We start from the raw sequence: 26,268 nt of genomic DNA on the forward strand, positions 1-26,268 counted from the left end.
AGAAGTTAATTCCTGATATAACCTTACCAAGGTAAACGCCCGGAATAATTATTTCCCCGGCGTTCACCTTCTATCTCCAAACGCTGTTTTAGCATTTTGTAGACTTCTCGTGCAAGAGTATCCAAGTTTTTTAATTCATCTACCGAAACAGCATCTTCATTCCTCTGTGAATCATGATTATTGTCCTCAATTGAATCGCTTGAAGTTGAATTTTCAAAGCGTGCTTGGATAACTTGCCCAGAAGTTTCAGGGTTTATAATATCAGCCTTTTTTGGAGTTTTAAAATGTTTTAAAACTTTTAATTTATTGTCCCATATTTTCTTATCTCGAAGCGGTTGTACAACCGTCTTCTGACTAACATTCTCAGCTTTACTTTCACCAAACAATTCAGCAATATTCGACCATGAATCTGGTATATCTTGTTCTGGTGATTTTTGGATATGGTGAGCAGGAGCATAAGAAATAGGAACAGAACGAGGTACATCCAGGGAGTCGATTTCATCTGTAACTTTAGGTGATACCAAGTTCAATGAGTTAGAAATAGGGTTAAAAATAGAAATATTTTTTAATACTTTAGTTAATGGGATATTGTCTTCTTTATATTGAGAATTTTGCTCTATATATTTATTTGATACACCATCAATTTTTGTATTATTACTATTTCTTGATGCCTGAATAATTTTCGATTCTGTATTAGTATTTGTTAGGGTATTTTCTTCGGGTTTAAATGTTGTTGCCATGCTCTCAATTATTGAACTGCTAACAGAATCATTGTTGTCTCGTTTTTCTTGAATAATTGCTAAGTCTATGTCAGTATTTGATGTAGCGTTTTTAATTGCTGACGATGTTGTTACTAGACTCTCAATTACTGGACTTACAATAGAATTATTACTTTCTAATTTTGCTTGAATAGCTTTTGAATCTGGGTCATTAGTTGATGCGAATGTTTCTGCTGGTGGTGATGTAGTTGCTAGACTCTCGATTATTGGATTTGCAATAGAATTATTACTTTCTAATTTTGCTTGATTAATTGCTGAGTATAAGCTAGTAGTTGATGTGGCGTTTTCTGCTGGTGGCGATGTCGTTGATAGACTTTCAATTATTGGACTTACAATAGGATCATTACTATCTAATTTTGCTTGAATAGCTTTTGAATCTACATCAGTGGTTGATGCGGATTTTTTTACTGCTTGAGATGTAGTTGCTAGACTCTCGATTATTGGACTTACAATAGGATCATTACTATCTAATTTTGCTTGAATAGCTTTTGAATCTACATCAGTGGTTGATGCGGATTTTTTTACTGCTTGAGATGTAGTTGCTAGACTCTCGATTATTGGACTTACAATAGGATCATTACTATCTAATTTTGCTTGAATAACTGTTGAATCTAAGCTAGTAGTTGATGTGGCGTTTTCTGCTAGTGGCGATTTCGTTGATAGACTTTCAATTATTGGATTTGCAATAGAATTATTACTATCTAATTTTGCTTGAATAACTGTTGAATCTAAGCTAGTAGTTGATGTGGCGTTTTCTGCTAGTGGCGATTTCGTTGATAAATTTTTAATTATTGGACTTACAATAGAATCATTACTTTCTAATTTTGCTTGAATAACTGTTGATTCTGTAACAGTAGATGCTATGGCTGGTTGATGATAAACAGAATTACTAGTTTGTGTTTTTGCCTGAATAACTGTTGAGTCTGGGTCATTAGTTGATGCGAATGTTTCTGTTGGTGCTGATGTCGTTGATAAACTTCCAATTATTGGATTTGCAATAAAATCATTACTTTCTAATTTTGCTTGAATAACCACTGAATCGACATCAGTAATTGATGTGGCGTTTTCAGTTGATGGTGATGTCGTCGATAGACTTTCAATTATTAGATTTGCACTAGAATCATTGCTATCTCTTTTTGCTTGATTAATTGCTGAGTCTAAGCTAGTAGTTGATGCTGTATGTTCTGGTGTTTGGAGTGGTATTGATATACTCTCTATTGTTGAACTTGCAACAGAATCATTACTGTCTCGTTTTGCTTGGATAATTGTTGTGTCTATGCTATTAATTGACGGTGTACTAATATTTCCGATCGCTTCAGGTCGATTTAAATTTATATCTATATTTCTTTTTGATAAAATTTTTCTGTTTACAGCAGAATTATTAGTTTCTAATTTGTGCTGAATAGTTGTTGTTTTTGAAGTGGTTTTTAGTGCTTCATTTGCAGTTGTTAGATTTGAATCATTGAAATTTTGTGAGGTAGATTCAGAAAAAAAAGGTGAATCTTGAAATTGATTATCTATTATATTGGAATCTATCGGTTGTGAATGCAGGAAAATTGAGGGATCAAAATTGGATAGTGTTTTTGCTCCTAATGGTGATAAAAACTTGGGACTGATTAATTTCCGTCTCCAAGGTTGATGAGCTAATAAAGGTTGCTTTATACCTAGATTTAAGTTTGGTTCTGAAGATTCGGAGGCAAAAGCTGGTGTCAGATTTTCTATCATATACTATTAATTACTAGAAAATGAACCTGAGCTATCGCGTCCAGACAGAATTGATGCACCGCCAGACCTTGTTTTATCAACTTTCAAGCCTTCGTAAGTTAAAGTTAATTCTTCAATAGCGACTGTGCTAGAGTCTGCACTTAAACTTGGTGCTTTCCATGAAATGGGTACAGCACCGATTAAAGTCCAACATTGCATGGTTTCGCCTGCTTGATTAAAAACTAAAATATTGACGTTACGTCGTTCTATTGCACCCGTTAAAATTTTATTGAGCCAATTCCAAAATGTTAGGTCATCAGTAATGCCACGTTTGAGGGTAACATCAGAAAAATCTGCGGGATTTAACAATACTCTTTGTTGATTATTAACACCACCTTCAGCAAATTTTTCAGTTTTGATATTCACACCCAAGCCTTGGCATTCTGTAAAACATGCGGTGATATTACTTTCAATTTCTACATAAAATCTATTGGCAGTAACGTAGTTTAATTCTCGGCTAGTATTAGCCATTAGTCACTCCTAAGATAAGTTTTAAATTCGTTCTTTTTGTTGCTGTAAGTCGTCTTTCATGAGTTCATAGACTTTATCAGTCAGCTTCCATAGCAGTTGACGATCGCGCATTACTTTAGCTGCTAACTTAGCAAGTGCTTTTTGCTGATCACTATCATCGTTCATATAGGAAAAATTTGAGAAATAGATTTATATATATCAACAAAGTTTACATTATGACTACTAACCGATAGTATACTTCTTCTCTATTGATCATGTAGCGGTACTAAGCCAGTTTTCTCTAATATTTGCTGTACTTCTGTGGTTCTCAGCATTTCAGCAAATTTTTGACCAATAGGCGGACGGCTGTTATCCCCTGGATATAATACAACTAATGGATAACCAAGTGGATAGCTACGTGTTTTAAAAACTTCAATATTAGGCTTATAACTGCCCTTATCATCACATAGATCAGTATTGGGATCTATTGATTTACCATTATCTTGTACTAAAGTTTGAACCGCGGTGTTATTACCATCTGCTATCGCTAAAGGATAAGCAGAACATTGACCAAATACTTGACTAAGTGTTGCAAAACCTATACTCCCTGTACGAGTAGTAATATCGTCTTTTTCAAAGTCATTCAATACTTGCTGAAGCATATTTATGGTAGATAAAGATGTGATATTAATTGTAGAGTTTTTTAAACTATGAAAAGCATTAATTGCGCTTTCACTCTTGAGTACTCTATGTTCAAATATTCTGATTGATTCTGCATCATTTGGTATGTAAAGTTTTACTGGTAAATCAGGTAGATTTCTTCCTTTTAATTGTTTCCAATTAGTAATTTTACCTGTATATAAATCTTGTATTTGCTCAATACTAATTTGACCATTCAATGCTTGAGGTAGACTTTGATCACGTTTTGAGTAACTAAAAGCCACAAATACAACTAAACCATCATAAGCAAATGCTTGATGTTTTAGTTCGGGACTAAATTGTTCAAACATATTAGCGATCGCAAAGTCTGTTTTGCCTAATTGAATATTAGCAATTACTTGGTCTATACTATCTTCTGGCTTGTAACTTAACTGCAATTTAGGCTGACTTGCTTTTAACTTTTCTTCTAGGGTTTGATTTTGCAATATCAAGTTGCTTTGTCTTCGGATAAAACTCCAAGTACTTTCTTTTTCCCCAGTGTAGTTAAATTTTCCCGCAGGTACACCAGTCACAGTTTTTAAACAACAAACTACAGGTTCTCCAACTAGAGTTTCTTGATATTTAAATTTTTGGAATAACCAAGCAATTAATCCTAGAATAAAGATTGCCACTAAGATACTTAATATTAATATTGAAGGATGATAAAGTTTATTTTTATTATTTTCTGGTTTTTCGTTGATTATTAATACTTGTCTAGGCAAAGCTTGATAAAGATTTAATAATGCTTGCCTTGCTTCCTCGGCATGATTAAATGGTAAATCAAACCCTAAAAGTTTGAATAAAAAAGCTTTAAAATCTGGAGTTACTGATTGCCAATATTGCTCTTTTTTTGGGTCAATATCTGAATCTAAGGTATTACCTGCTAACAGATAAAAAGCCACATAGCCTAAATCTACTAAATCTTGAGTAACAGTCGGAATAATATTTTTATTAGTTGATAAATCAAACAAATTTTCCCATAGAGCTAAATCACTTAAATGAATAAAAAACTCTTTGGTATCTGCCATAATCAACAGACTATCTAAATTAATATTACCGTGGGCGATTCCCTGTTGTATTTGTCCAGTTGGAAGACTAAATTTTTGACCGTGGAGAAATTGTAGAGTTTGTAATACTTGGTCAAGAACACGGTACACATCCCTCTCTGACATAGATTGATTCGTAGTTGTCAGGTATTGTCTGAGGGTGGGATAAGCATCAATATTGCCATTAGTAACAAGATAGCAGCGTTCGGCAACTGGATCAGCGATCGCATCCCAAGGAAAATTCAAGCGAATATCTTGAATTCTTCCATCAGCTAAACTTAAACCCGCCAGGCGTTCAAAGGCTTGTTTCCGGTCTCTAGTTTCCTCGGCGTTAAAAGCCTGTTGGGGTAATAAATATTCTTTAATAATTGCTGGTTGTTGGTCTGTTAGCTGAATTCCCTGATATAAACGACCTAGACCGCGATTTCCGATATAGTTATCAATGCGATATCGCCCTTTATATCCTCGGAATTCAGTTTTTGGCGGGATAATTCCTGGAAAACCACAGTTTTGGCAGGTTTTAGCCGTAGGGTTTTGTTCTAGCGTTTTTTTTGGCCATTCGCAGCCTATAGGATTTCCCATCCAGCAGCGATATTTGCGGTAGATGACATCTACCTCCATAGCCGTTGGTGGTTGCAGAGTTACAGGTGTTACAAGCGGTTCCGGTTCTGTAACTGGTGGATTTTCAGCTTTAGAGAAAAATCTCTGAGGTAATTTGGCTTTGATTTGTTCATAAACCACGACGGAAACCCTTAGCGATCGCTTTTATCTGTGGCATCCTACACTGAATTTTTGCTCAAAGCTATTAGACTTTCCGCTAAAATTTATCAAACCTCTGCATGAAAAAATCAAATCCCTGTAATTATAAATCCTGCCCAATAATAAGGATGATTGTATGGCTTTTTATCAGGCACAATTTTGCTAATTCTATATAAATGTGTGGCTAAATAGGTTCTAATTCTTAATTCATCAGGATGCAGAGTTTTGATTAAATTTTCATACCATATAGTCAATTCTCCGGCTGTAACTTCTTGCAACCATGTAGTAGCTTCTGTTAAAGCGGTGTTTGATGATTTATTTACTTGGAGTCGGCGATAAAATTCGATAATTAATAAGGCGCTGGCAGATGATTCAACGTTCCAAAGAGTGCTGATAATTTGGGGAACTCCGCCACAAAGAAAACTATTAACTATCGAGACATATTCTGTAGCCACACTCTGGTTTATATTACTCACAAATTTACAGGCTGAGAGTAATACTAAGTCGTAACTAGTAAGATTTTTTTGGCAGATTTCTGTAAGTGTCAGTTTGTCTTCCCCAGCTAATATCAATTCTGATTTTGTCGGTTCAACAAAATTGTTAATAACTTGACCTGTAAAATGAAAAATATTGAAATTTTCAGATAATGCCTTCTCTACATTAGTTTTATTTGCTGCTTCCTCTTGGATACGATGAGGATAATCAAACATTTGGCTAATCACTTCTGATTCCAATTTGGTAAATTTTGGTGGAGAATAATTTGCCTTAGCGGGAGATTCAATACTGAGAAATTTTTGTTCTCGCAATTGCTCTATATTTCTTGGTTGTAAGTTTACACCTATTTGGATGCTAGGCAAATAATTAGTAATAAATCTCGACTGAATATGTAGGTTTTCTGATTCAGAATTAGGCAGGTTAAATAGAACATGTAAAGGTAATCTTGATAAATCGCGGTGAGGTATTAAAATCAGATTTGTGATGCCTTCAAGTTCCTGGGTAATTGTGGAAATTTCCAGAAGTTTTTGCAGATGTAAGAGTCTGTGTTCCATCTGCGATCGCCAAGGATGATTACTTTTAGTTTGCGGGTCTTGGGCTTGGTCGCAATAATCTTGGTATGTTTGATGCCAATCTTCTAACCAATGTTCAAATGCAATCAGTCTTCTAGTCGCTTCTGGTAAAGGTAACTCTTGCAGCGGCTTACTAATTTCTGATGATCTATTTCCTAGTTCTTGGACAGGAGTAAATACCAAAATAGGTGAGGGAGCGCCATCTTTAATAATAAAGGTGTGCAGAGCAGCGGGGCTAATATGCCAGTAAATAATTGCGGTGGTGGGGTTAAGTAAATGTTGAACTGAACTATAGTTGAGGGAATAAATTTCATCTTGCCAGCTAAACAGCAACCACTGTAAACAAGCATTTTTGATCTGTTCTGCTAGTTCCCAAGCTTCTACCAAATCACCAGATTCTACTAAAAAATCAACGCCTAATTGCCCAATTCCCGCAAATCTGAGTGCCAACTGTTTTTTACTTTCATCAGAACGCCCAGGGTCACTAAATAATTCTTGCAATAAATTAGCGGCACGTTGTTGTAATTCTTGTGCTTGTGTAGTTTGCCCTAAACCCAACAGGACTTTAATTAAAGATTGCAGTATTTCTAAATGTAGTAGGGGAAATCCTTCCCAACTGAGAGTTAATAATGCTTGATTATATTCAAATACAGATTTGCGCCAATGTTGCCGGGGTGCAGGTTGTTTTTTACCTTGTTCATAATGGGTATTACCAATAGCTAAATGCAGCCTTCCCCAACCCTCTGGGTGAGTATCTGGGCGGATATATTTTAACCCTTGTTCATAGCTGGCGAGTTTACCTGCGTAACCACCTTGTTTTAAGGCGGGGTTAATGGCGGCGACGTTAGTTAATAAATGCTCAAGTGTTTCTGTATCAGGTACATGACCGATCGCTGTACCTCGACCAATCCAAGCTTCCCAATAATCGAGTTTGATTTGTAAGGCGTTGTCATAAGCCACGATCGCCTCAGTATATCGTTCTAAATAAAACAGGGCGACGGCTTGATTGTACCAAGGGAGGTGAAAGTCAGGTTTGATAGCGATCGCTTTTTGATAGGAGGCGATCGCTTCTTCTCTTCTGACTAAGTTATCTAGCGCTACACCTCGGTTATACCAAGCTAAATAAAAATCAGGTTGAGCAGCCAGGGCTTTATCCCAAGAAGCGATCGCTTCTGACCACTGTTTTAAATTAAACAGCACCACACCCCGGTCAATCCAAACTTCGTAATAGTCTGGTTGTAGTTCTAACGCTTGATTGTAAGAGGCGATAGCTTCTGTATATTGCTCACTCACAGCAAAAGCAATACCCCGGTAATACCATGTTTCCGGGTCTTGGGGTTGCAATTCTAAGGCTTGATCGTAACTGGTAATGGCCTCCCAAACTTGCCCTAATTTCAGCAGCGCTAGAGCCTTACTCGCCCAAGCTTCTGGATAATTGGGATGGATTTCGATGGCTTGACTAAAAGACGCGATCGCTTCGGCAAATAATCCCAATTCTCCCAAAGTTCCGCCGCGATTGTACCAAGCTTTGTAATGGTCTGGTTTCAGGTCAATCGCTGTGTCATAGGCCGCCACGGCTTCAGCGAAACGTTCTAAATGGAACAAAGTCAAGCCGCGATTAAACCAATATTCATAAGATTCCGGTTGCAATTCAATGGCGCGATCATAAGAAGCGATCGCACTTGCCAAATCTCCGGTTTTGGCTTGTTGCAAACCTTGATAAAACCAAGCTTGTGCTTGAATTGCTGTATTTGCCGGATTAGTTGTCGTAGTCGGAGACGGGTTAGCTTGTGTTGTCAGATTCATCGCCAACTGCTGTACTAAATGTGCGCTTTGGTCTAACCTTCCCAACAATTCATCTAGAGTATAGGCGACATTTGGATCTAAATTTGCTAAATACTGCTCCCAAGAATTTCCTGAATATTCTTTTCTAACCAGCCTTGTCTGTTCTTCAGGGTATTCCAAAGACAATTCACTTAAATTACCAATCACATCTTCCGCCGCCGGAGCCAGAAAAGCTACTGCTGTGGTCGGAGCAAATTCCTCTCCAGTATATTCCCAAGAGATTTTTTCCTGATTTTCTGCTGCCATTTCCTGGGGTGATGTAGTAGTGAATTCTTCCCCTGTATACTCCCAAGCTGATACATCTGTGTTCTCTATTGGATATTCCTGGGGTGATGTAGTGGTGAATTCTTCCCCTGTATACTCCCAAACCGATACATCTGTGTTCTCTATTGGATATTCTTGGGGTGATGTACTATCTGCTAATTCTGCTTCTGTGTACTCCCAACGGATTTCTGCTAGATTTTCCGTTGCAATTTCCTGGGGTGGTGTAGTAATGAATTCTCCCCCTGTATACTCCCAAACTGGTACATCAGTGTTTTCTATAGGAGATTCTTGAGGTATCGTCCGAACTACAAATTCTTCCCCTGTATATTCCCAGATGATTTCTTCGACATTTTCTGTAGAAACTTCATCAACTGCGTTTGCTGGCGGTTGTGCAGTCGCTGGAGGTGCTAATTCGTCATATTCCCACAACGATTCACCCAAGTTACGCAGTAAACTTTGTCCCGGAGTATTTACCACAGAATTACTTTCTTGACTCTCCCCAACGGCTTGATCCCATTCATCCGTATCCCGCGTCATTAATCGGATACCAATGTCATAGGACAGTTCACCAACTTTGCCAATGTTGAGTTCCCCAAGTTGTACCATCTGCGTTCCTAACTGCTGATTAGGCGCAGGTGAGATTAACAATCTTTCACCAAAGCTGAGTAACCAATCTATCCAACGTTCTGTACTAATACGGTCTTCCATGCGTTGGAGATATCTGATAGCCCATATTTGTCCTCGTCCTTGATGTACCCCTTCTAGCAGTTGGGTAAACAGAAGTTCCAAATCAGCATTAGTTAATTCAGGAGGTGGTTCTACCATCTCCTGTTCCCTAAAGGTTTTTAAAGTCTGTTTACTACCAGTGGGCTGGTTTGAATGTGTTTTAAGCCACTGCCATAGCTGCGTGAGCATCTGCACATACTCTGAAGGTTTTGTTTATCCTAGATTGTAGCGATCGTTATGTCAAAAAAGCCTAGATTTGCGTGAAACCCACTGCTATTAAAGGGTTTATCTGGTAGATGTTTATCAAAAATATACAAAACTTTGTTAGTTGTTATCCATTGACTCACGCTGGTGCTTCATCTGAAGTTGAGTTACTAGGCATATAGTATTGATTCACCAACTCCTTGATAATCACTTCTGGATCGTCAGATTCAATTCCGAGTTGCTGAGAAATCTGCTGACGTAAGTTGTGATCTTCCTGCATCATGCCAAACAACTGTTCTAAGGTGACAGTTTGGTAATCTCCTTCTGAGCCATTGTCAACTGTTTCTGTGTCTTCTGATTCTACATAGTTTTCTGATGATGGGAATGTGCCGACAGCATCTGGCCCGTCATATTCCCAGATAGATTCACCAGAATTACCAGAATTACGGGTTAACAACTGCATTCCAATTTCGTAAGCCTCATTACCAATTTCTCCAACACCTAAATCACCCAGTTGGACTAACCGCGCGGCTAACTCATTATTTGGTGTAGGTGCTGCTAGTAATCTTTCGCCAAAGCGGCGTAACCACTCTATCCAACGTTCTGAAGAAACACGATGCTCAATATTGTGCAGCCACTTGAGCGCCCAAGCTTGTCCTCGCGCCTGATTTACTCCTTCTAAAAGTTCAGTGAACAGAAATTCTAAATCCGTATCACTCAGAGGCGGTGCTGACTCTTGTTGGACATTCACCTCGGCTTTTTTAGGAGTCGATTTTCTCCCAAACAAACTCTGGAAGAGGTTTTTGAGCCATTGAATTAACCGCTTGAGCATTTGCCGCACCATAAAGTGTATTGTCTACCCTAAGATTGTAGCGATCGCTCTGGACGATGGCGTTGGTGCAGTTAAGAAAATGTACATTCTTAGTCATTAGTCAATGGTCTGCACTTACTTAGTTCAAATGTACTATAATAAAAAACAGACACGCTGCGTTTAAAATATGTGAACGCCAAGTTAGGCGTTTAATCTCAAATTTATTCTGAAAATGGACTGACATTTTCCTTCCATGCCTTACGAACCCCTGCACCACAAGTATCGTCCAAAAAGTTTTGCTGAACTAGTGGGGCAAGAGGCGATCGCTACCACCTTAATTAATGCTATCCGTACAGCTAAAATTGCCCCGGCTTATTTGTTTACCGGGCCAAGAGGTACGGGTAAAACATCTAGTGCCAGAATTCTGGCGAAATCTCTCAATTGTCTCAAAAGTGACACTCCAACAGCCGAACCTTGTGGTGTCTGTGATGTCTGTCAGGGAATCACTAAAGGCTATTCTTTAGATGTAATTGAAATTGATGCGGCCAGTAACACTGGTGTCGATAATATCCGTGAACTGATCGAAAAATCACAGTTTGCCCCAGTGCAGTGTCGGTATAAAGTATATGTAATAGACGAATGCCTCACTGGAGATTCTCTGGTATTGACTGATGAGGGACTTATTAGAATTGACAATCCCAAACTTAAAGGCAAGAGAGTTCTTAGTTATAACGACTCATCTGGCCAATGGGAATTTAAAAAAGTACTTAGATGGTTAGACCAAGGAGAACGCCCTACTCTGGTCATTAAGACAACGAAGGGCTTAATCAAATGTACTGAGAATCATTTAATTAGAACAGCGCAGGGATGGATACCAGCAAAGAACGTAAAAGAAGGAGCGAAGATACTATCCCCTGTGAATGTGGCTGCGGCAACTTCATTTACAAATATGGTACGGATGGACGCATCCGGCGATTTGTTAGCGGACACCAGTTTAAAGGCAACAAATACGGGCAAAGATCCTACGACTTGGAATCTATTCTTCAAGCAGCAGAATTGCTCCGACCTTTGTGTGCTTGCGGATGCGGAGAAAAACTCCATGTCCCTACCTATTTACAGCAAAAAGGTAAAGGCATTACCAGCATACAATCTCATTGGCGAAGAAATCCGTATAAAAAAGGACACGGGATTTGGCAACTTAGAACAGAAAGATTTCTGGAAAAAGCCTCTGTTCTACAACCAGAGGTATTCGGACTTATCTACGGCACTTTGCTGGGGGATTGTGCCATCTCTTACCCCAACAAACACAGTAGATTCCCTAGATTGTGTTGGACACATGGTGAAAGCCAGGGAGAATGGCTGGAATACAAAGCACATCGCCTTCAACAATTGTGTCCCAAGCTGGGAATTACAGATAACAAAGGATATGGAAACATATCAGTTACCTGTAACACCATGTGTCATCCCCAACTCAAAGATGTCTTTGAGATCGTCAAACCGAATGGGGATAGAAAAATTGTGTCAATGGACTGGCTCAATCGAATTACTCCAGAAGGACTTGCTTGGTGGTATTGCGATGATGGCTCACTCAGCCTTACACCAGCAGGTAGCCCTCAAATTCAGTTACATACAGAAGGATTCTCTGCTCAAGAAAACCAACTTATTGCCAGTTGGCTTACAAATATGGGATACACAGCAAAAACAAAGTGTTACATCAGAAATAGTACAGGTAAGCAATACAACTATATTTGGATGGGCGCAAATAGTAGTAGAAAATGGTTGGCAGAACTCCAACAATATTCCATCCCAACAATGGATTACAAGTTTGGAAACGGTAGAATCTGTTCACCTCGATGGAATTGAGCGAGTTTATGATATTGAAGTCGCGGACAATCATAACTTTGTGGCAAATGGACTTTTAGTTCATAACTGTCACATGCTCAGTACCCAGGCATTCAACGCATTACTCAAAACACTAGAAGAACCTCCTAAGCACGTAGTATTTGTACTAGCAACCACCGACCCCCAGCGAGTTTTACCAACAATTATTTCTCGCTGTCAGCGGTTTGATTTTAGACGCATTCAACTAGAGGCGATGGTGAAGCATTTAAATGCGATCGCCTGGAAGGAAAGTATTGATATTTCCGAAGCAGCCGTCACCTTAGTAGCGCAAATATCCCAAGGTGGGTTACGGGATGCGGAGAGTTTACTTGACCAATTAGCCTTGTTATCTGGGCAAGTCACACCCGATAGAGTGTGGGATTTAGTTGGTTCCGTCAGCGAACGAGATTTGTTAGCATTATTGGGTGCGATCGCTCAAGATAATCCAGAAGCAATTTTAGATTGTAGTCGTTACATCCTTGATCGGGGTAGAGAACCACTAACTATTCTGCAAAATCTCGCTAACCTCTACCGCGACTTACTCATTGCCAAAACTGCACCCAATCGCCAAGATTTAGTGGTTTGTACTGGGCAAACTTGGTCAGCCTTAATTGAATTGGCACAAAATTTACACATCAGTACAATTTTGGCAGGACAACAACACCTGCGAACAGCGGAAGTTCAAATTAAAAATACGACTCAGCCGCGTTTGTGGTTAGAAGTAACATTGCTCGGATTATTACCCAGTGCCAGTATTCAGCCAGCCGCCACAGTTGTTTTACCAAAAGTCAGCATACCTGCACCACAAAATAATCATCACCCATCACCACCAGCAACTCAACCAGCCGCCCCAGCACCTTTACAGCAGCAAGCTATCTCACCGCCACCACCACCAATTACTTCACCAGCACCCACACAGCCAGTCACCCCTGTAACAGTGGCCGCAGAATTAGATTTAACCGCAATTTGGCAGCAAGTACTCAGCAACATTCAGCAAATTCCCCGTCGGGCATTGTTAGGGCAAATGTGCCATCTCATAGAATTTGATGGTAATAGTGCGCGTGTAGGTGTAAAACCTGCATGGTACGACAAAGTTAAGTCTGATCTCACTATGATTGCAGGTGCTTTTCAGCAGACTGTCAACCGAAACGTTGAAGTGAGTCTTGAAAAAGCTACGGCTGCAACGTCTTCTACCGCAAAAAAAGAACCATCAAACAACGTTTCTAATGGTGTTCAGCAGCCTGCACCTGCTAAAAACAACAACCATCATCAAGCACCAGCACCGCAGTCCTTCACACCTCCACCAATACAAGTACAGCAATCACCAGTCAAAACCGAATTTTCCGCAAATGGTAATGGTACTGTTAATATCCAACCTGTACCGCCACAACCTACGCAAAATTCTTCTGAAGAATGGGAAGAAGTGACTAGAGCCGCGCAACATTTAGCCCAATTTTTCGACGGGCAAATTGTCCGCTTTGCCGATGATGGTTCAGAATTCTCTGGTTCTATGACTCCATCTGACTGGGTAGATGAAGCAGAAGTAGATGATTAGAAGGTAAAAGTAAAAAGTAAAAAGGCAAAAGTGTCTCAACAGCTAGTAGATTTTATCGGAGAAGAAGTAATCTCTAGACTTGATATTACTTAGCTTTTAGCTCTCCAACTAAAGGTTCTTGAGCAATTTTCGCTAAGTCTACAGATTCTAAGAGAGTTTGCCAATCAGCCTTTAATCCAGCATCCTGAAATTTTTTGAAACGTAATTCAGCTAAAGTCTTCAAGCTATCATCCCAAATGCCAGATGCTGCTAAAATAGCTGCACGTTCTCTGAGTGAAGTCTTTTGTAAGTTAGTTGTTAAGCTTTTTTCAAGATTAATTCGTTTTAAATATCCCCCCACAACTAAATCTCTAGAACGATCTGAGTAATCGCAAATTGCTGAGAAAATCCATCTGTAATCTTGATTAATTTTAAGTAAAGGCTGATTTAACTTAGCTGGCACGCTGATTTTAAAAACTCCAGGCTGATTATTTATTTTAAAACTTTCTTGATAAACGACCTCTTTATTTGCATTTTCTAAAATGAAATCAAAGGCTTTTACATAGGTTTTAGATGTTTTGGGAAGATAGAAAAAAAAGGTTGGATTCTCAGAAGTCGTCAGTACAGGATTATATTTTGGTATTAGGGCGGTTAAAACTTTATCTTCAGTTTTTCTAGCATCACTCAAGCAATGATTAGTGTATAGTCTTGCTGGCATCTGCCGATTTGTTACTCCGTGGTTAGCACCTTGATATTTTATGGGTACTCCTGATGATACTTGAACAAGCGAATCTTTTCTCAAATGTGCCGATTGTATTTGAGCCGTTGTTATACTGTTGGTTAATAGGAAAGCTGTGATGGAAATTGTTGCTAAATATTTCATATTAAACATAGCTAGATATTTCATAAAATTTTAAAGAAAATAAAGTTTTATAATTATAAATTTGAATAAGCTTATTATTTAGTTTTTACATTATACAAAAAGGCAAAAGAAATACATTCTTTTGCCTTTTACTTTTTAATTTTTGCCTTTTTAATCTCCACTACCAGAATGCACTGTCTTTACCCATTTCAGGCGCTTTGGCCTAAAGGACATCCGGGCAGTGGTACTACTCATCACTACTAACCAGTGCAACATATATAATGTACCGCGTAGGGTTTGTAGTAGTAACACTGGATAGGTAGCAACAGTGAATTTTTGCTCTTGGCGTATCCGTCTCAGTCCGGCAAACATGCCAAAAACAGACATAGACACAGATAAGGTCGTGACTGGGCCTAGTAGTGGTAGGCGATGCCGAGAAATTGCCATTAATAAATCTGGGATGGCAGCTGTTGGCAAGATGTACATGGTGATCATAAACATGAGCATATCCCAGGTTTTGCGGGTACCCATGCGGTTTTTCAGAATCAGATCCCAGTAATCTAAATAACGCTGATAGCCACCTTCTGCCCAACGGTTGCGCTGATGCCAAAGCGCGATCGCATTGGTGACACCTTCTTCTTGCACGGCTGGGGAGAATACGCACTCAATATCCCAGTTGTCTAAGTGCAAACGAAAGGTCATATCCAAGTCGTCGGTGATAGTTTCCTCGTTCCATCCACCACAACTGTCTAAGGCTGTACGTCGGACGAATTGACCGTTACCTCGCAGTTCGCCAAGTCCACCTAAAGCAATGCGCTGCTGTTGGAACCAAGTGTCCAGTGCCATTTCTGCCATCTGACCCTTAGTCCAAAAATTTTCTTTGGCGTTGGCGATCGCTTTCCGCACCTGCACCGCGCCGACTTTTTCTCTTTGAAACAAAGGTACTATCTGGAGTAGCAAGTCTGATGGCACTTGAGCATCAGCATCAAACACAGCGATAATTTCGCCTTTCGTTTGTGGCAAAACCTGATTTAAAGCTCCCGATTTACCACCACCTGCTTGGGGTGAACGCCGTAGGACTTTGAGTTTTTTGTATTGTTGTGCGAGTTCTACTAAAATTTGCGGTGTTTTATCAGTACTGTTATCGTCAATTATCCAGACTTCATATTGCCCATCTGGATATTCCAGACTGCAAAGACTCTTGACTAATTTACCAATTACCGCTTCCTCATTTTTTGCAGCTACTAACAAAGATACAGAGGGTAATTCGCCCTGCATTTCTTTTTGATAGCGGCGGGGTCTAGAAAATACCACTACTAGGGCATGAAGTCCCATAATTGTGGTCAATCCTAGGACAAATATATAAGCCCAAGAAGCTAAGTGTAGAGCGATCGTTCCACTCCAAACTATTGACAATACCAGAGCGGCTTTACGTCTACGTCCTTGAAACCGGGATGGTTGAGACAAATTATTTGTCTCAACTAATGACTCTTCCGTAGCTGATAGGTCAACTAACAGAGAATCAAGCGGGTCAAGCTCTTTGTATGAATCGTTTTCAGGCCAGGAGTTCGCTGGCATAGTTTATTTAATGCAATACCAGTATTTTTCTACACCCATAAATAAGCTGGGAATTATTTAACGTCAAACATCCACTCTGCTATCTGTGTTTATCTGCTGCATCAACAACAAGTTGCCTTGGGATGGCAACTCTAAATTAAGCAAAGCAATCGCAAGATAGGCACAGCTTATAGTTGTGAGACATTGCAATCAGCGCGTTTATTACCTAAATAGTAGGTTTTTTTGCCGCTACTGCCCCAGCTTTGAGAAAAGCTAATGCAGCCTTATTGTAACCGAAATTTTAATATTTCTTAGTAGTAACTTTTGTATTGCTATCACAAAGTCAAAACTAAAAAGACAAAATGCAAAGAATTACTTATTTTTTGTTTACGTAAATTAATATTTTTTTTGCACTATGGCATGTTTTGACCCGTCCTCTTCAGACTAGTTCCTTTGTAGTGTGTATTACAGCTATTTTTTTGGGAATACTATTGACAACTACTAATATCCCCAGTTTCAACTAACTTGAGGAATATTCAACAATGTCTATTGAGCAACTACAGCCTGCCACTCAGCAGCAAGCAAGCGTCTATTTGCCGTATATTCAGGGTACAAAACGGAATTTCTTGCCCTATGCCATCAGTCTCTATCAAAAAGGCATTGTCGAGGGACACCGCAAAATAGAAGCCAGTGACAATATTCCCTTTGTGGCTTCCTGGAATGTGGCCACCCTGCCTTCAGACTTGACACGCTGCCGAATGCAGTTTGATGGTAATGCTGATCTCAATTATGAAGTGATGATGGCCAGCTTTGAGTTTATTGGTTTTTTAATTGAATTAATGGACAATTATAAACGTTATCGGGTGACTGACTTTTCCCAATCATTTTACCGAAAGTTGCTGCGTATTGATGAATAAAACAATTCCCTGAAAGTCTAGGTTATGGGATAGCAAGGGAAATTGTTTTCCCTTGAACCTAGCTCAGGTATTGGTTATTGCAAACATTGAGATATAGTCTATTTCATAGACTTAGCATCAAGCCTAAAACAGTTAAAGCATTATTTTAAATACCCAGTAGTTAGTAACTTTCTAGAATAAATACTGTGAATAAAAGCTATTTTTTTAACCAAAAAAATGTTAATTCTCAAAAACTATGCTCACTAAGAGCGTAAGTCTTTTGCTGGAACAAACTAAAATTAGGAAACACCTAGTACGTCACAGCGGAAATAGGCAGACCATTGGAAATGGGTAAAAGCTTGCGTTATGAGTATTCTTTCTTTTTACTTTTGCCTTTTTACTTTTGCCTTGTTGTACTAGCTGGGTTCTACTTCCTTTTGAATTTAGGAGTGCATGTGTGCCAAAATCTGCTAAACATCTGCTGATTGGATCAACCGAAACTTATAGCGGAAAATCTGCAACAGTTTTGGGTTTGTCTTATCAGCTACAGCAAAAAGGGCTGGATATAGCCTACGGTAAACCGCTGGGAACTTGTTTGAGAACATCTGGCGGCACCATAGTTGAAGAAGATGTCCAGTTTATTGCTTCAAGCCTTAACCTAGCAGCAAACCGCATTGCGCCTACAATGCTGGCTTTAGATGAAGTCAGTGTCCAGAAACGTTTAAGCGGCGAAGATAACAATAATTATCGGCAGTTGCTAGTACAGCAATATTTGCAAGTTGCTCGCGGAGATTTAGTCTTACTGGAGGGGCCAGGCAATTTAACAGAAGGGCATTTATTTGATTTATCGACTTTACAAGTAGCAGAAGAATTAGATGCTGCTGTTTTGTTGGTAACTCGTTACAACTCGTTACTGTCCCTAGATGCTTTATTAGCGGCGAGAGAGCGTGTAGGCGATCGCTTGGTTGGTGTTGTCCTCAATGATATTCCAGCCAAGGAATTAGAAATTGTCAAAAATCTTGTTAGTCCGTTTTTAGAACAGCAAGGTATAGCCGTACTAGGAACACTACCAAAAAATGACTTACTGCGAAGTGTCAGCGTGGGTGAACTAGTAAACCAGTTAAAAGCTGAAGTTCTCTGTCGCAGCGATCGCTTAGATTTGATGGTAGAAAGTTTGGCAATTGGCGCAATGAACGTCAATGCAGCCGTCAAGTATTTCCGCAAACGGCGTAACATGGCAGTAGTCACAGGAGGCGATCGGGTAGAAATTCAACAAGCAGCTTTAGAAACCTCAACCCAATGTCTGATCCTCACAGGACAATTACCACCCCCGCAATTTATTCTCAGCCGTGCTGAAGAACTAGAAATTCCGATTTTGTCCGTTGACTTAGATACCCTCACAACTGTAGAAATTGTTGACCGGACTTTTGGTCAAGTCCGCGTCCACGAACCGATTAAGGTACAGTGCATCCGCCAGTTGATGAATGAGCATTTTGACATTGAGCGTCTATTACTTAAACTTGGCTTAAGTCCAGCAGCAACATTGTCCTAGCCAGAACAAAACGACCCAAGATGCCAGTTAGCTATGCAGCTAAAAGTTGTGTTTTTGCTTCAAAACTAGCATTCGTCATGGTACTCAGTGTCTTTCTTCAGCCAGCTTGCGGAGTTTATCCATCACTTCTGGTAACACTTTTTGAAATTTTCGACCTAATAGGTTGCTGAATAAAAAAGACAAAAGACCAGTGAACGAAATCTCATGTGTAAAGAATGTACCGCTTTGGTTTACGGTGAGATAACGTCTAACGTTGAGCTTGCATAAAGGCAACTGAGTGGTAAATGTATAGCTCTTTTTTGACTCGAATTCCGAGATAAAAAACACAGACACAGGAGCATTCTTGGGTTTTAGCTTTCCTTTAGCACATAGGGTGAAATCTCCTTCAATAGATGCGAACTCTAGTTCTGTATCCCATTTTTGCCAGTTATTCACATCAACCCATATCTCCCAGATTTTTTCCGGTGCGGCGTTGGTTGTGACTGTATGACTGAATTTCATATTTTCCAAAAACACGTAGATGTGGTGAATTTCGCATTCAGGCTACCTCACTCATCCCGGAGGGGTCAATAAGTCCAGAGTCCAAAAAAAGGCTGATTTTGACCATTGATCATTGACTATTTACACAAGTATCCAGCTACTTAGTTAAATAATTCCAAAAATTGTAGCAATCTCTAACTTCATCTAGCTTCCTACCTACACTCTGTTTGGTAAGATATCTAGGTCGTTAAATTCTAATTAATTCTATCTTTGAGCCAGTCAATAGACCTAATTAACCTTGATACATTGGCGCAAGAACTGGCGACAATTCAGCAAACAGGTTCTAAGCGAATCGCTTTGCTGGGTTCTCGTCATGTGCCGATTACGCATCAAAATCTGATTGAAATGATGACATACGCTTTGGTGTTATCAGGCAATCGAATTATTACCTCTGGGGCTACAGGAACGAATTCAGCCGCCATCAAGGGCGCAATGCGGGCTGATCCCAATTTGCTAACTGTGATTCTGCCCCAAAGCTTGGAACGCCAGCCTTTAGAATCTCGGCAGCAGTTAGAACAGGTAATGCACTTGGTCGAAAATCCTAGTAATGATAACCTGTCTCTGGCTGAAGCTAGTTACATCTGTAACAAAGAGATTGTCTCGCGTTGTCAGCAATTAATTTGTTTTGCTTTTCATGACAGTCGCACTCTGCTACAAACCTGTGGAGATGCTGAAGAACAAAGAAAAGTAGTAACTTTGTTTTACTTTGATTAGTCATTTATCCGTTGTCATTTGTCCTTTGTCATTTGCAATTTACTAATGACCAATGACCAATGACTAATGACTAATAACTATGGACTATTAACTAATGACTATTTTTTTGTACTGTATTGCAGCGGCGGCTATATTGATTTATCTGCCGTTTTTGGTGGTTGGTTATGCCCGTGTCAGTGTGGGATATGATATTTCCGCGCCTCGCGCTATGTTTGATAAATTGCCACCTTATGCTCAAAGAGCGACTTGGGCGCATCAAAATTCTTTTGAAACATTTATGATTTTTGCTGTTGCAGCACTGATGGCCTATATAACTCAGGTTAATTCTCCTGTGGCTATGGTGGCGGCGATCGCTTTTGTGGTGGCGCGTTTGCTATACTCTATCTTCTATATTTTGAATATACCGCTTTTGAGATCGTTGATGTTTGCTATTGGTTCTTTGGGTTCTGCAACTCTCTTCTTCTTTAGCATCCTGCAAGCAAATAATTAAAATCAGGGAAGAGGAGAGATAATACCAATTACCAATTGACTCATCCACAATCCCAAATTCAACATTTTCTATGGCTTCAACTTACTCCTTTGACATTGTGAGCGATTTTGATCGACAAGAATTAGTTAACGCTGTTGATCAAGTTGTCCGAGATATTACCAGTCGATACGACCTGAAAGATACTAAAACTACGGTTGAGTTAGGTGAAACAACGGTTACTGTGAATACAGACAGTGAATTTACCCTAGATTCTGTACACAACATTTTGCGAGAAAAGGCTGCCAAGCGTAATCTCTCTCAGAAAATTTTTGACTTTGGCAAAGTTGAATCTGCTAGTGGTAATCGTGTACGTCAAGAAATTACCCTCAAAAAAGGTATCAGCCAAGATATCGCCAAGCAAATTTCTAAATTGATTCGTGATGAATTTAAAAAGGTACAAGCTTCAATTCAAGGTGATGCTGTACGAGTTTCTGCAAAATCAAAAGATGATTTGCAAGTTGTCATCCAACGGCTAAAACAAGAAGACTATCCAGTTGCATTACAATTTACAAATTATCGTTAGAAAATGCCTCAATTTAGTTAAAGTTTTTCCCATAAACTGCCAGCGAGTTTTTGTTTGTTGGCAGTTTATTTTATTTTCAACGCCAAGATAAGCAGAAGGCAGGAGGCAGAAAGCAGGAGTAAAAGTCTTACTATTCCTGGCATTCAAGCTTCCAAATTGTCCTAACATATCTGACTACCGCTATACATCTTTATAGAGAATTTGTAGAAGAATTAATATTGTACTTCCTCTGCCGTCTCAGCGGATTCATCCACACTTCTAATTTGCTAAATACTTGGGAAGAAAGTAGTGTCAAACACAAATAAACTAAAGCTATACCGGCATAAATTTCAAAGGCGCGATAGTTACCAGCAATAATCAGTTGTCCTTTACGTAGCAATTCTTCAAAACCGATAACTGAAACCAAGCTGGTATCTTTTAATAAACTAATAAATTCATTACCCAAAGGTGGAATCATCCGCCGGAAAGCTTGGGGAAAAATTACATAGCCCATAGTTTCTGTTGCACTTAAACCGAGTGATTGCGCTGCTTCGGTTTGCCCTGGTTCAATAGATTGAATCCCCGCACGGACAATTTCGGCAATATAGGCGGCGCTATTTAAACTTAAAGCGAATACTCCCGCAACTAAGGGGTTAAAGTTTAAGGTAAAACCAAGTTGTTGAGCAAGTGCTGGTATGCCAAAATAAATCATAAAAATCTGTACCAGCAAAGGCGTTCCGCGAAAGAAATCTATATATGCTCTTGCTAACCAACGTACAGGTTTAATCAGAGAAAGGCGAACAATTCCTATTAGGGAACCACCAACTAAACCCAGCACAACAGAAAGAATTGTTAATTGCAGTGTTACCAATGCACCTTGTAAAAGTAAGGGAAAAGCCCGCCAAATTATACTTAAGGATGTGAATAAATTAGCTTTATTTCCATTAGCCTGATTTTTAAAAGGAGACTTAGCGGGTAATAATGGTGGTTCTGCTTTAAACCATTTTTTGTAGATTTGGAAATACTCGCCATTTTTGAGAACTCTATCTAAACCATCATTAATGAGTGTTAAATGAGGCGAGTTTTTCGCTGTGGCAATTCCATAATATTCTTCTGTGAGTAATTGCTGAATGATTTTAATTCCTTGCAAGTTACCTGTATTAATGGCATATAAAGTTACAGGTGCATCGTTAATTACTGCATCCACATTACCATTCAGTAATTCTTGCAAGGCTAAAGGTGCAGAATCAAAACTGCGAATTTGCACACCGGGAATACTTTTAGCCTTTTCTGCGCCAGTTGTGCCAATTTGGACGGCTAGTTTTTTATTCTTGAGACTATCCAAACTAGTGATATCTTGATTGTTGTTACGAACTGCGATCGCTAATCCCGCTTTAAAATAAGGACGGGAAAAATCAACTGTCTGGGCGCGTTCTTTGGTAATTGTGATCGAACTAATCGCCGCATCTATAGTTTTGGCTTGGACTGCGGGGATAATGCCATCAAAAGGTATGCTTTGAAAACTTACTTTAAAATTAGCAGCAACAGCGATCGCATTCATTAAATCATAGGAAAAACCTTGCAATTTGCCGCCTGCGTCTTGAAACTCAAAGGGCGGAAACGCTGGTTCAGTTGCTATCCGCAGAGTTTTGCTAGTACTATCATTCACACTACACCCAGTTAGTAAGGCACAACTCAAACCAACTACCAACAACCAGCGCCACCAACGCCTAAAATTTAATCTAATCATCTTTATTTATCATGGGCTATGAAAAATTCTAACCCTATCATTATTTTTGAAAATATTGAAAAAAACTTTGGTTCCCTCAAAGTTCTCCAAGGAATCACAGGCGAAATTCACTCAGGGGAAGTTGTAGCGGTGATTGGTGCTTCTGGTTGTGGGAAAAGTACTTTACTGCGATGCTTCAACCGTTTAGAACGAGTTGATCACGGTTCCTTGGTAGTGAATGGAATTGAATTATCTCAATCTAACTTCAACAATCAACAACTACGTCAACTTCGTACCCAAGTCGGGATGGTTTTTCAACAATTCAATTTGTTTCCCCATCTCAGCGTATTGGAAAATTTAACACTTGCACCGCGTAAAGTTTTAGGCAAAACTGCCAAAGAAAGCGCCCAACTCGCAGGATTATTTTTAGAAAAAGTGGGTTTATTTGATAAAGCCTCAGCTTATCCCGAACAATTATCTGGCGGACAAAAGCAAAGAGTGGCGATCGCTCGTAGTTTATGTATGAATCCCCAGATTATGCTATTTGATGAGCCTACCAGTGCCTTAGATCCTGAACTTGTGGGTGAAGTTTTACAAGTTATGCAGCAATTAGCAGCCGAGGGAATGACAATGGTAGTCGTCACCCATGAAATGCAATTTGCCAAAGAAGTTGCCCATCGGGTGATATTTATGGATAAAGGTGTAGTAGCTGAACAAGGTACAGCTTACGAATTGATCACAAATCCCCAAAGTGATCGCCTGCGTACTTTCCTTAGCCGCCTGAGTGCTAAGTAAGCTCAGGAATAAGGGGTACGGAGGAATAATTTATAACTTTTCACTCAGTACGCAGCACTCTTAAAGATATTCCCGCAAGAAATCAAACGGATCATCTTCCCAACAAGGTTCAGGAGTCCTCAAGTGCAAATTGTTGTTGATGTCCGCTTCAATTTCGTCGCTATCTTCTCTGTCAAAAAGTTCTATCAACGCTTTCCAGTCGCGTTGTCTAAGGGAATTTAACACAGGTGCATACATTTGTAGATTGATTAGAGAGTTCACACGCAAGATTTGAGTTGGGTTCTGTAACAAATTTGTCGCCTTGTTGGTCAACCACCATATTTTAACTTGCTTAGATATAGAACAAAGTTACATTGATGGATACTAAGTAGTATTTCAAACTAAATCAACTCTCACCAGAACAAAATTGTTAAATTGCAATTACTCAGTGGATTCTACGACATCAACATCAAACACATCTGCAAAACATTGCACAACATGAGGACGCACCTCTTCGCAGGTAATATCAGGAATCCATTCGGCTAAACTAGCCACTGGTTTATCTGCGATACCGCAGGGGACAATATATTGAAAGCCTGTCATATCAGGACAAACGTTTAATGCAAAACCGTGCATGGTAATCCAACGGCTAACTTTAATGCCGATCGCTGCAACTTTGCGATGTTCTAACCATACACCAGTGAAACCAGTCAGGCGATCGCCAGTCAAACCATAAATTGCCAACACCCGAATAATCACTTCTTCCAGTTGACGCAAGTACCAATGCAAATCTTTACAATGACGTTGCAGATTTAAAATTGGATACCCCACCAGTTGACCAGGACAATGATAAGTCACTTCGCCGCCGCGCTCAACTCTGTGAACTTCAAAATTACTGTGTTCCATGTCGAACTTGAGAAATTCTGGTGTTGCTCCTTGTCCCAAAGTATAGACAGCAGGATGTTCTAGCAAGATTAGCACATCATCAAGGCTAGGGTCTTGAACACGCTCAGAAACAAGCGATCGCTGCCATGCGTGTGCATCTGTATAAGATATCAATTTTTTGTTATATAACAAACAGCGGTTGAGGAGTGGTCTATTACTACGGATCATGCCAAAAATCAACTGAAAGAATAATGAAATATATTGCAAGTTAGATAGTTGCACAAAATAATTGTCAAGCTATGCAAAGGATTTTAAAGGAACATCAAGGGAACCTGCTACAGAAAATACAAAGTGCTAGTTTGAATATATAAATAACCGCAACGGTCTTAGGAGGAATTCTCTGCAATAAGCATCACGCCAAAACAAGAGAAAAGAATGAACTGGCTGATGACTCTAAGAATTAAGATACAAGCGCAGATATCCACTGAGGATATAAATCAAGGGAACGCGTGAAAATTGAAAGCAGTAAATTTAGAGCAAACTCAACAGTACATCAAACTACAACAAAACTTGTTTTGGCGACAGTCATAGACCTTACCGCAACTTCCTTTCTCACAAAACAAACTCACATCACACATCACATATAGAGCGGGAGATTTTACATGAAGCTTGTCATCCACGGCAAAAATATTGAAATCACCGAAGCAATTAGGGATTACGTGCATCAAAAGATAGAAAAAGCGGTTAGTCACTTTCAGAACATTACAAATGAAGTGGATGTCCACCTAAGCGTAGCCCGCAATCCCCGAATTAACCCGAAACAAGCAGCTGAAGTCACTATCTATGCAAATGGTAGTGTCATCCGTGCCGAGGAAAGCAGCGAAAACTTATACGCCAGCATTGATTTAGTCGCAGATAAAATAGCACGTCAATTACGCAAATATAAAGAAAGGCGGCAAGATAAGAAAACTCATGCTCAATCTACAACCGAAGTAGTTGTACCAGAACCAGTTGTACCAGATTTAATTGGCGATCGCACTCCCGAATTACCTAGCGAAGTCGTCAGGACAAAATATTTTTCCATGCCACCAATGACTTTGGCAGAAGCATTAGAACAATTACAATTAGTGGGACACGACTTTTATATGTTCCGCAATGCCGAAACTGGAGAAATTAATGTGATTTACGAACGCAATCATGGTGGTTACGGCGTAATTCAACCGCGGAATAATAACGGCCATACCAACGGCAAAAACGGTAAGGTCGCCCACAACAACATCATTATGCAGGAGAAATCACACTCAGCTAAATAAAGAGTGCTGAGTTGAAAGTGCTGAGTTCTGAGTATTTTTTTCTTACTTAGTACTCAGCACTCAGCACTCAGCACTCACTTACTGAGAGTTTGCAAAGTTTTCAGCGCCTCTGTAACGTGTCCTTGAAAGTTCAACATCGAATCAAAGACATACTGCACTAATCCCTGTTGGTCGATAACATAAGTCACGCGACCAGGAAACAAACCAAAAGCCGCAGTTGCACCATACTGCTTACGCACTTGGTCGCCTTTGTCACTCAAAAGAACGAACGGTAAATTATATTTCGCAGCAAATCGTTGGTGAGATTCGCTGGAATCACCACTGACACCAATCACTTCAGCGCCAGCATCTTTAAACACTTCATACTGGTCACGGAAAGCACAAGATTCGGCTGTGCATCCAGGTGTATCATCTTTAGGATAAAAGTAAAGTACAACAGCTTTTTGACCACGGTAGTCTTTTAAGCTGACTGCTGCACCATTTTGAGCAGGTAAGGTGAAATCAGGAGCAATATCTCCAACTTTAACGGCCATAGGTATTGCAAAATTGCGATCGCATATTTTTAACTATGAATGATATTATGCCG

22 protein-coding genes are annotated in these 26,268 nt (G+C 39.6%); 8 read left to right on the forward strand and 14 right to left on the reverse strand.

What is annotated here, in order from left to right:
• Positions 1-23 precede the first annotated feature (23 nt).
• From NOS7107_RS07275 to NOS7107_RS28950, 7 genes are all read right to left on the reverse strand, one after another.
• Complete coding sequence (locus NOS7107_RS07275; RefSeq protein ID WP_015112333.1) at positions 24-2,504, reverse strand: hypothetical protein; 2,481 nt, start codon at positions 2,502-2,504, stop codon at positions 24-26.
• 6 nt (positions 2,505-2,510) lie between these two features.
• Positions 2,511-3,014 (reverse strand): phage tail protein, encoded by a 504-nt coding sequence (locus NOS7107_RS07280; RefSeq protein WP_015112334.1) that lies wholly within the window; start codon positions 3,012-3,014, stop codon positions 2,511-2,513.
• A gap of 21 nt (positions 3,015-3,035) precedes the next feature.
• Positions 3,036-3,179, reverse strand: a complete 144-nt coding sequence (locus NOS7107_RS28485; RefSeq protein WP_015112335.1) for a hypothetical protein — start codon at positions 3,177-3,179, stop codon at positions 3,036-3,038.
• 80 nt (positions 3,180-3,259) lie between these two features.
• The gene (locus tag NOS7107_RS07285; protein WP_015112336.1) at positions 3,260-5,479 is read right to left on the reverse strand and encodes a substrate-binding domain-containing protein; all 2,220 of its coding nucleotides are present in this window, start codon (positions 5,477-5,479) and stop codon (positions 3,260-3,262) included.
• A 107-nt stretch (positions 5,480-5,586) separates the two neighbouring features.
• Positions 5,587-9,588: a tetratricopeptide repeat protein gene (locus NOS7107_RS07290; RefSeq protein WP_015112337.1), complete on the reverse strand. Its 4,002-nt coding sequence runs from the start codon at positions 9,586-9,588 to the stop codon at positions 5,587-5,589.
• 154 nt (positions 9,589-9,742) lie between these two features.
• A complete protein-coding gene (locus tag NOS7107_RS07295) occupies positions 9,743-10,435 on the reverse strand; it encodes a hypothetical protein (protein WP_172641477.1) in 693 nt (230 codons plus the stop codon).
• The gene (locus tag NOS7107_RS28950) at positions 10,365-10,532 is read right to left on the reverse strand and encodes a hypothetical protein (RefSeq protein ID WP_172641447.1); all 168 of its coding nucleotides are present in this window, start codon (positions 10,530-10,532) and stop codon (positions 10,365-10,367) included. The genes NOS7107_RS07295 and NOS7107_RS28950 overlap by 71 nt, the downstream gene beginning before the upstream one ends.
• A gap of 135 nt (positions 10,533-10,667) precedes the next feature.
• On the opposite strand from NOS7107_RS28950, the gene dnaX reads away from it, so the two are divergent.
• Entirely contained in the window at positions 10,668-13,850 is a 3,183-nt protein-coding gene (dnaX, locus tag NOS7107_RS07300; RefSeq protein ID WP_015112339.1) for a DNA polymerase III subunit gamma/tau, read from the forward strand.
• Positions 13,851-13,935: 85 nt separating this feature from the next.
• On the opposite strand, the gene NOS7107_RS07305 is transcribed toward dnaX, so the two are convergent.
• Both NOS7107_RS07305 and NOS7107_RS07310 read right to left on the reverse strand, forming a co-directional pair.
• Entirely contained in the window at positions 13,936-14,736 is an 801-nt protein-coding gene (locus NOS7107_RS07305; RefSeq protein WP_015112340.1) for a DUF928 domain-containing protein, read from the reverse strand.
• Positions 14,737-14,862: 126 nt separating this feature from the next.
• The gene (locus NOS7107_RS07310; protein WP_015112341.1) at positions 14,863-16,269 is read right to left on the reverse strand and encodes a glycosyltransferase family 2 protein; all 1,407 of its coding nucleotides are present in this window, start codon (positions 16,267-16,269) and stop codon (positions 14,863-14,865) included.
• Positions 16,270-16,790: 521 nt separating this feature from the next.
• Here NOS7107_RS07310 and ebsA point away from each other — a divergent pair.
• Both ebsA and NOS7107_RS07320 read left to right on the forward strand, forming a co-directional pair.
• Positions 16,791-17,165, forward strand: a complete 375-nt coding sequence (gene ebsA, locus NOS7107_RS07315) for a type IV pilus biogenesis protein EbsA (RefSeq protein ID WP_015112342.1) — start codon at positions 16,791-16,793, stop codon at positions 17,163-17,165.
• A 436-nt stretch (positions 17,166-17,601) separates the two neighbouring features.
• On the forward strand, positions 17,602-18,696 hold the full coding sequence (locus NOS7107_RS07320) for a phosphotransacetylase family protein (protein WP_015112343.1): 1,095 nt from the start codon (positions 17,602-17,604) through the stop codon (positions 18,694-18,696).
• Positions 18,697-18,780: 84 nt separating this feature from the next.
• Here NOS7107_RS07320 and NOS7107_RS07325 read toward each other — a convergent pair whose 3' ends face one another.
• Complete coding sequence (locus NOS7107_RS07325) at positions 18,781-19,197, reverse strand: SRPBCC family protein (RefSeq protein WP_015112344.1); 417 nt, start codon at positions 19,195-19,197, stop codon at positions 18,781-18,783.
• Between the two features lie 249 nt (positions 19,198-19,446).
• On the opposite strand from NOS7107_RS07325, the gene NOS7107_RS07330 reads away from it, so the two are divergent.
• From NOS7107_RS07330 to NOS7107_RS07340, 3 genes are all read left to right on the forward strand, one after another.
• Positions 19,447-19,950, forward strand: a complete 504-nt coding sequence (locus NOS7107_RS07330) for a hypothetical protein (protein WP_015112345.1) — start codon at positions 19,447-19,449, stop codon at positions 19,948-19,950.
• A 94-nt stretch (positions 19,951-20,044) separates the two neighbouring features.
• Positions 20,045-20,440, forward strand: a complete 396-nt coding sequence (locus NOS7107_RS07335) for an MAPEG family protein (protein WP_015112346.1) — start codon at positions 20,045-20,047, stop codon at positions 20,438-20,440.
• A gap of 70 nt (positions 20,441-20,510) precedes the next feature.
• A complete protein-coding gene (locus NOS7107_RS07340; protein ID WP_015112347.1) occupies positions 20,511-21,002 on the forward strand; it encodes a YajQ family cyclic di-GMP-binding protein in 492 nt (163 codons plus the stop codon).
• A 190-nt stretch (positions 21,003-21,192) separates the two neighbouring features.
• Here NOS7107_RS07340 and NOS7107_RS07345 read toward each other — a convergent pair whose 3' ends face one another.
• Positions 21,193-22,731 (reverse strand): ABC transporter permease subunit, encoded by a 1,539-nt coding sequence (locus NOS7107_RS07345; RefSeq protein WP_015112348.1) that lies wholly within the window; start codon positions 22,729-22,731, stop codon positions 21,193-21,195.
• An 18-nt stretch (positions 22,732-22,749) separates the two neighbouring features.
• Here NOS7107_RS07345 and NOS7107_RS07350 point away from each other — a divergent pair, with 18 nt between their 5' ends.
• The gene (locus NOS7107_RS07350; protein WP_015112349.1) at positions 22,750-23,505 is read left to right on the forward strand and encodes an amino acid ABC transporter ATP-binding protein; all 756 of its coding nucleotides are present in this window, start codon (positions 22,750-22,752) and stop codon (positions 23,503-23,505) included.
• A gap of 60 nt (positions 23,506-23,565) precedes the next feature.
• Here NOS7107_RS07350 and NOS7107_RS07355 read toward each other — a convergent pair whose 3' ends face one another.
• On the reverse strand, positions 23,566-23,766 hold the full coding sequence (locus tag NOS7107_RS07355; protein WP_172641457.1) for a hypothetical protein: 201 nt from the start codon (positions 23,764-23,766) through the stop codon (positions 23,566-23,568).
• 159 nt (positions 23,767-23,925) lie between these two features.
• A complete protein-coding gene (lipB, locus tag NOS7107_RS07360) occupies positions 23,926-24,597 on the reverse strand; it encodes a lipoyl(octanoyl) transferase LipB (RefSeq protein ID WP_015112351.1) in 672 nt (223 codons plus the stop codon).
• 434 nt (positions 24,598-25,031) lie between these two features.
• Here lipB and raiA point away from each other — a divergent pair, with 434 nt between their 5' ends.
• The gene (raiA, locus tag NOS7107_RS07365; protein WP_015112352.1) at positions 25,032-25,682 is read left to right on the forward strand and encodes a ribosome-associated translation inhibitor RaiA; all 651 of its coding nucleotides are present in this window, start codon (positions 25,032-25,034) and stop codon (positions 25,680-25,682) included.
• Positions 25,683-25,756: 74 nt separating this feature from the next.
• Here the strand turns inward: raiA and NOS7107_RS07370 are convergent, their stop codons facing one another.
• Entirely contained in the window at positions 25,757-26,215 is a 459-nt protein-coding gene (locus NOS7107_RS07370; RefSeq protein WP_015112353.1) for a peroxiredoxin, read from the reverse strand.
• Between the last annotated feature and the right edge of the window lie 53 nt (positions 26,216-26,268).

The sequence above is a fragment of the Nostoc sp. PCC 7107 genome, from assembly GCF_000316625.1.
In the GTDB taxonomy this organism is placed as follows: domain Bacteria; phylum Cyanobacteriota; class Cyanobacteriia; order Cyanobacteriales; family Nostocaceae; genus Nostoc_B.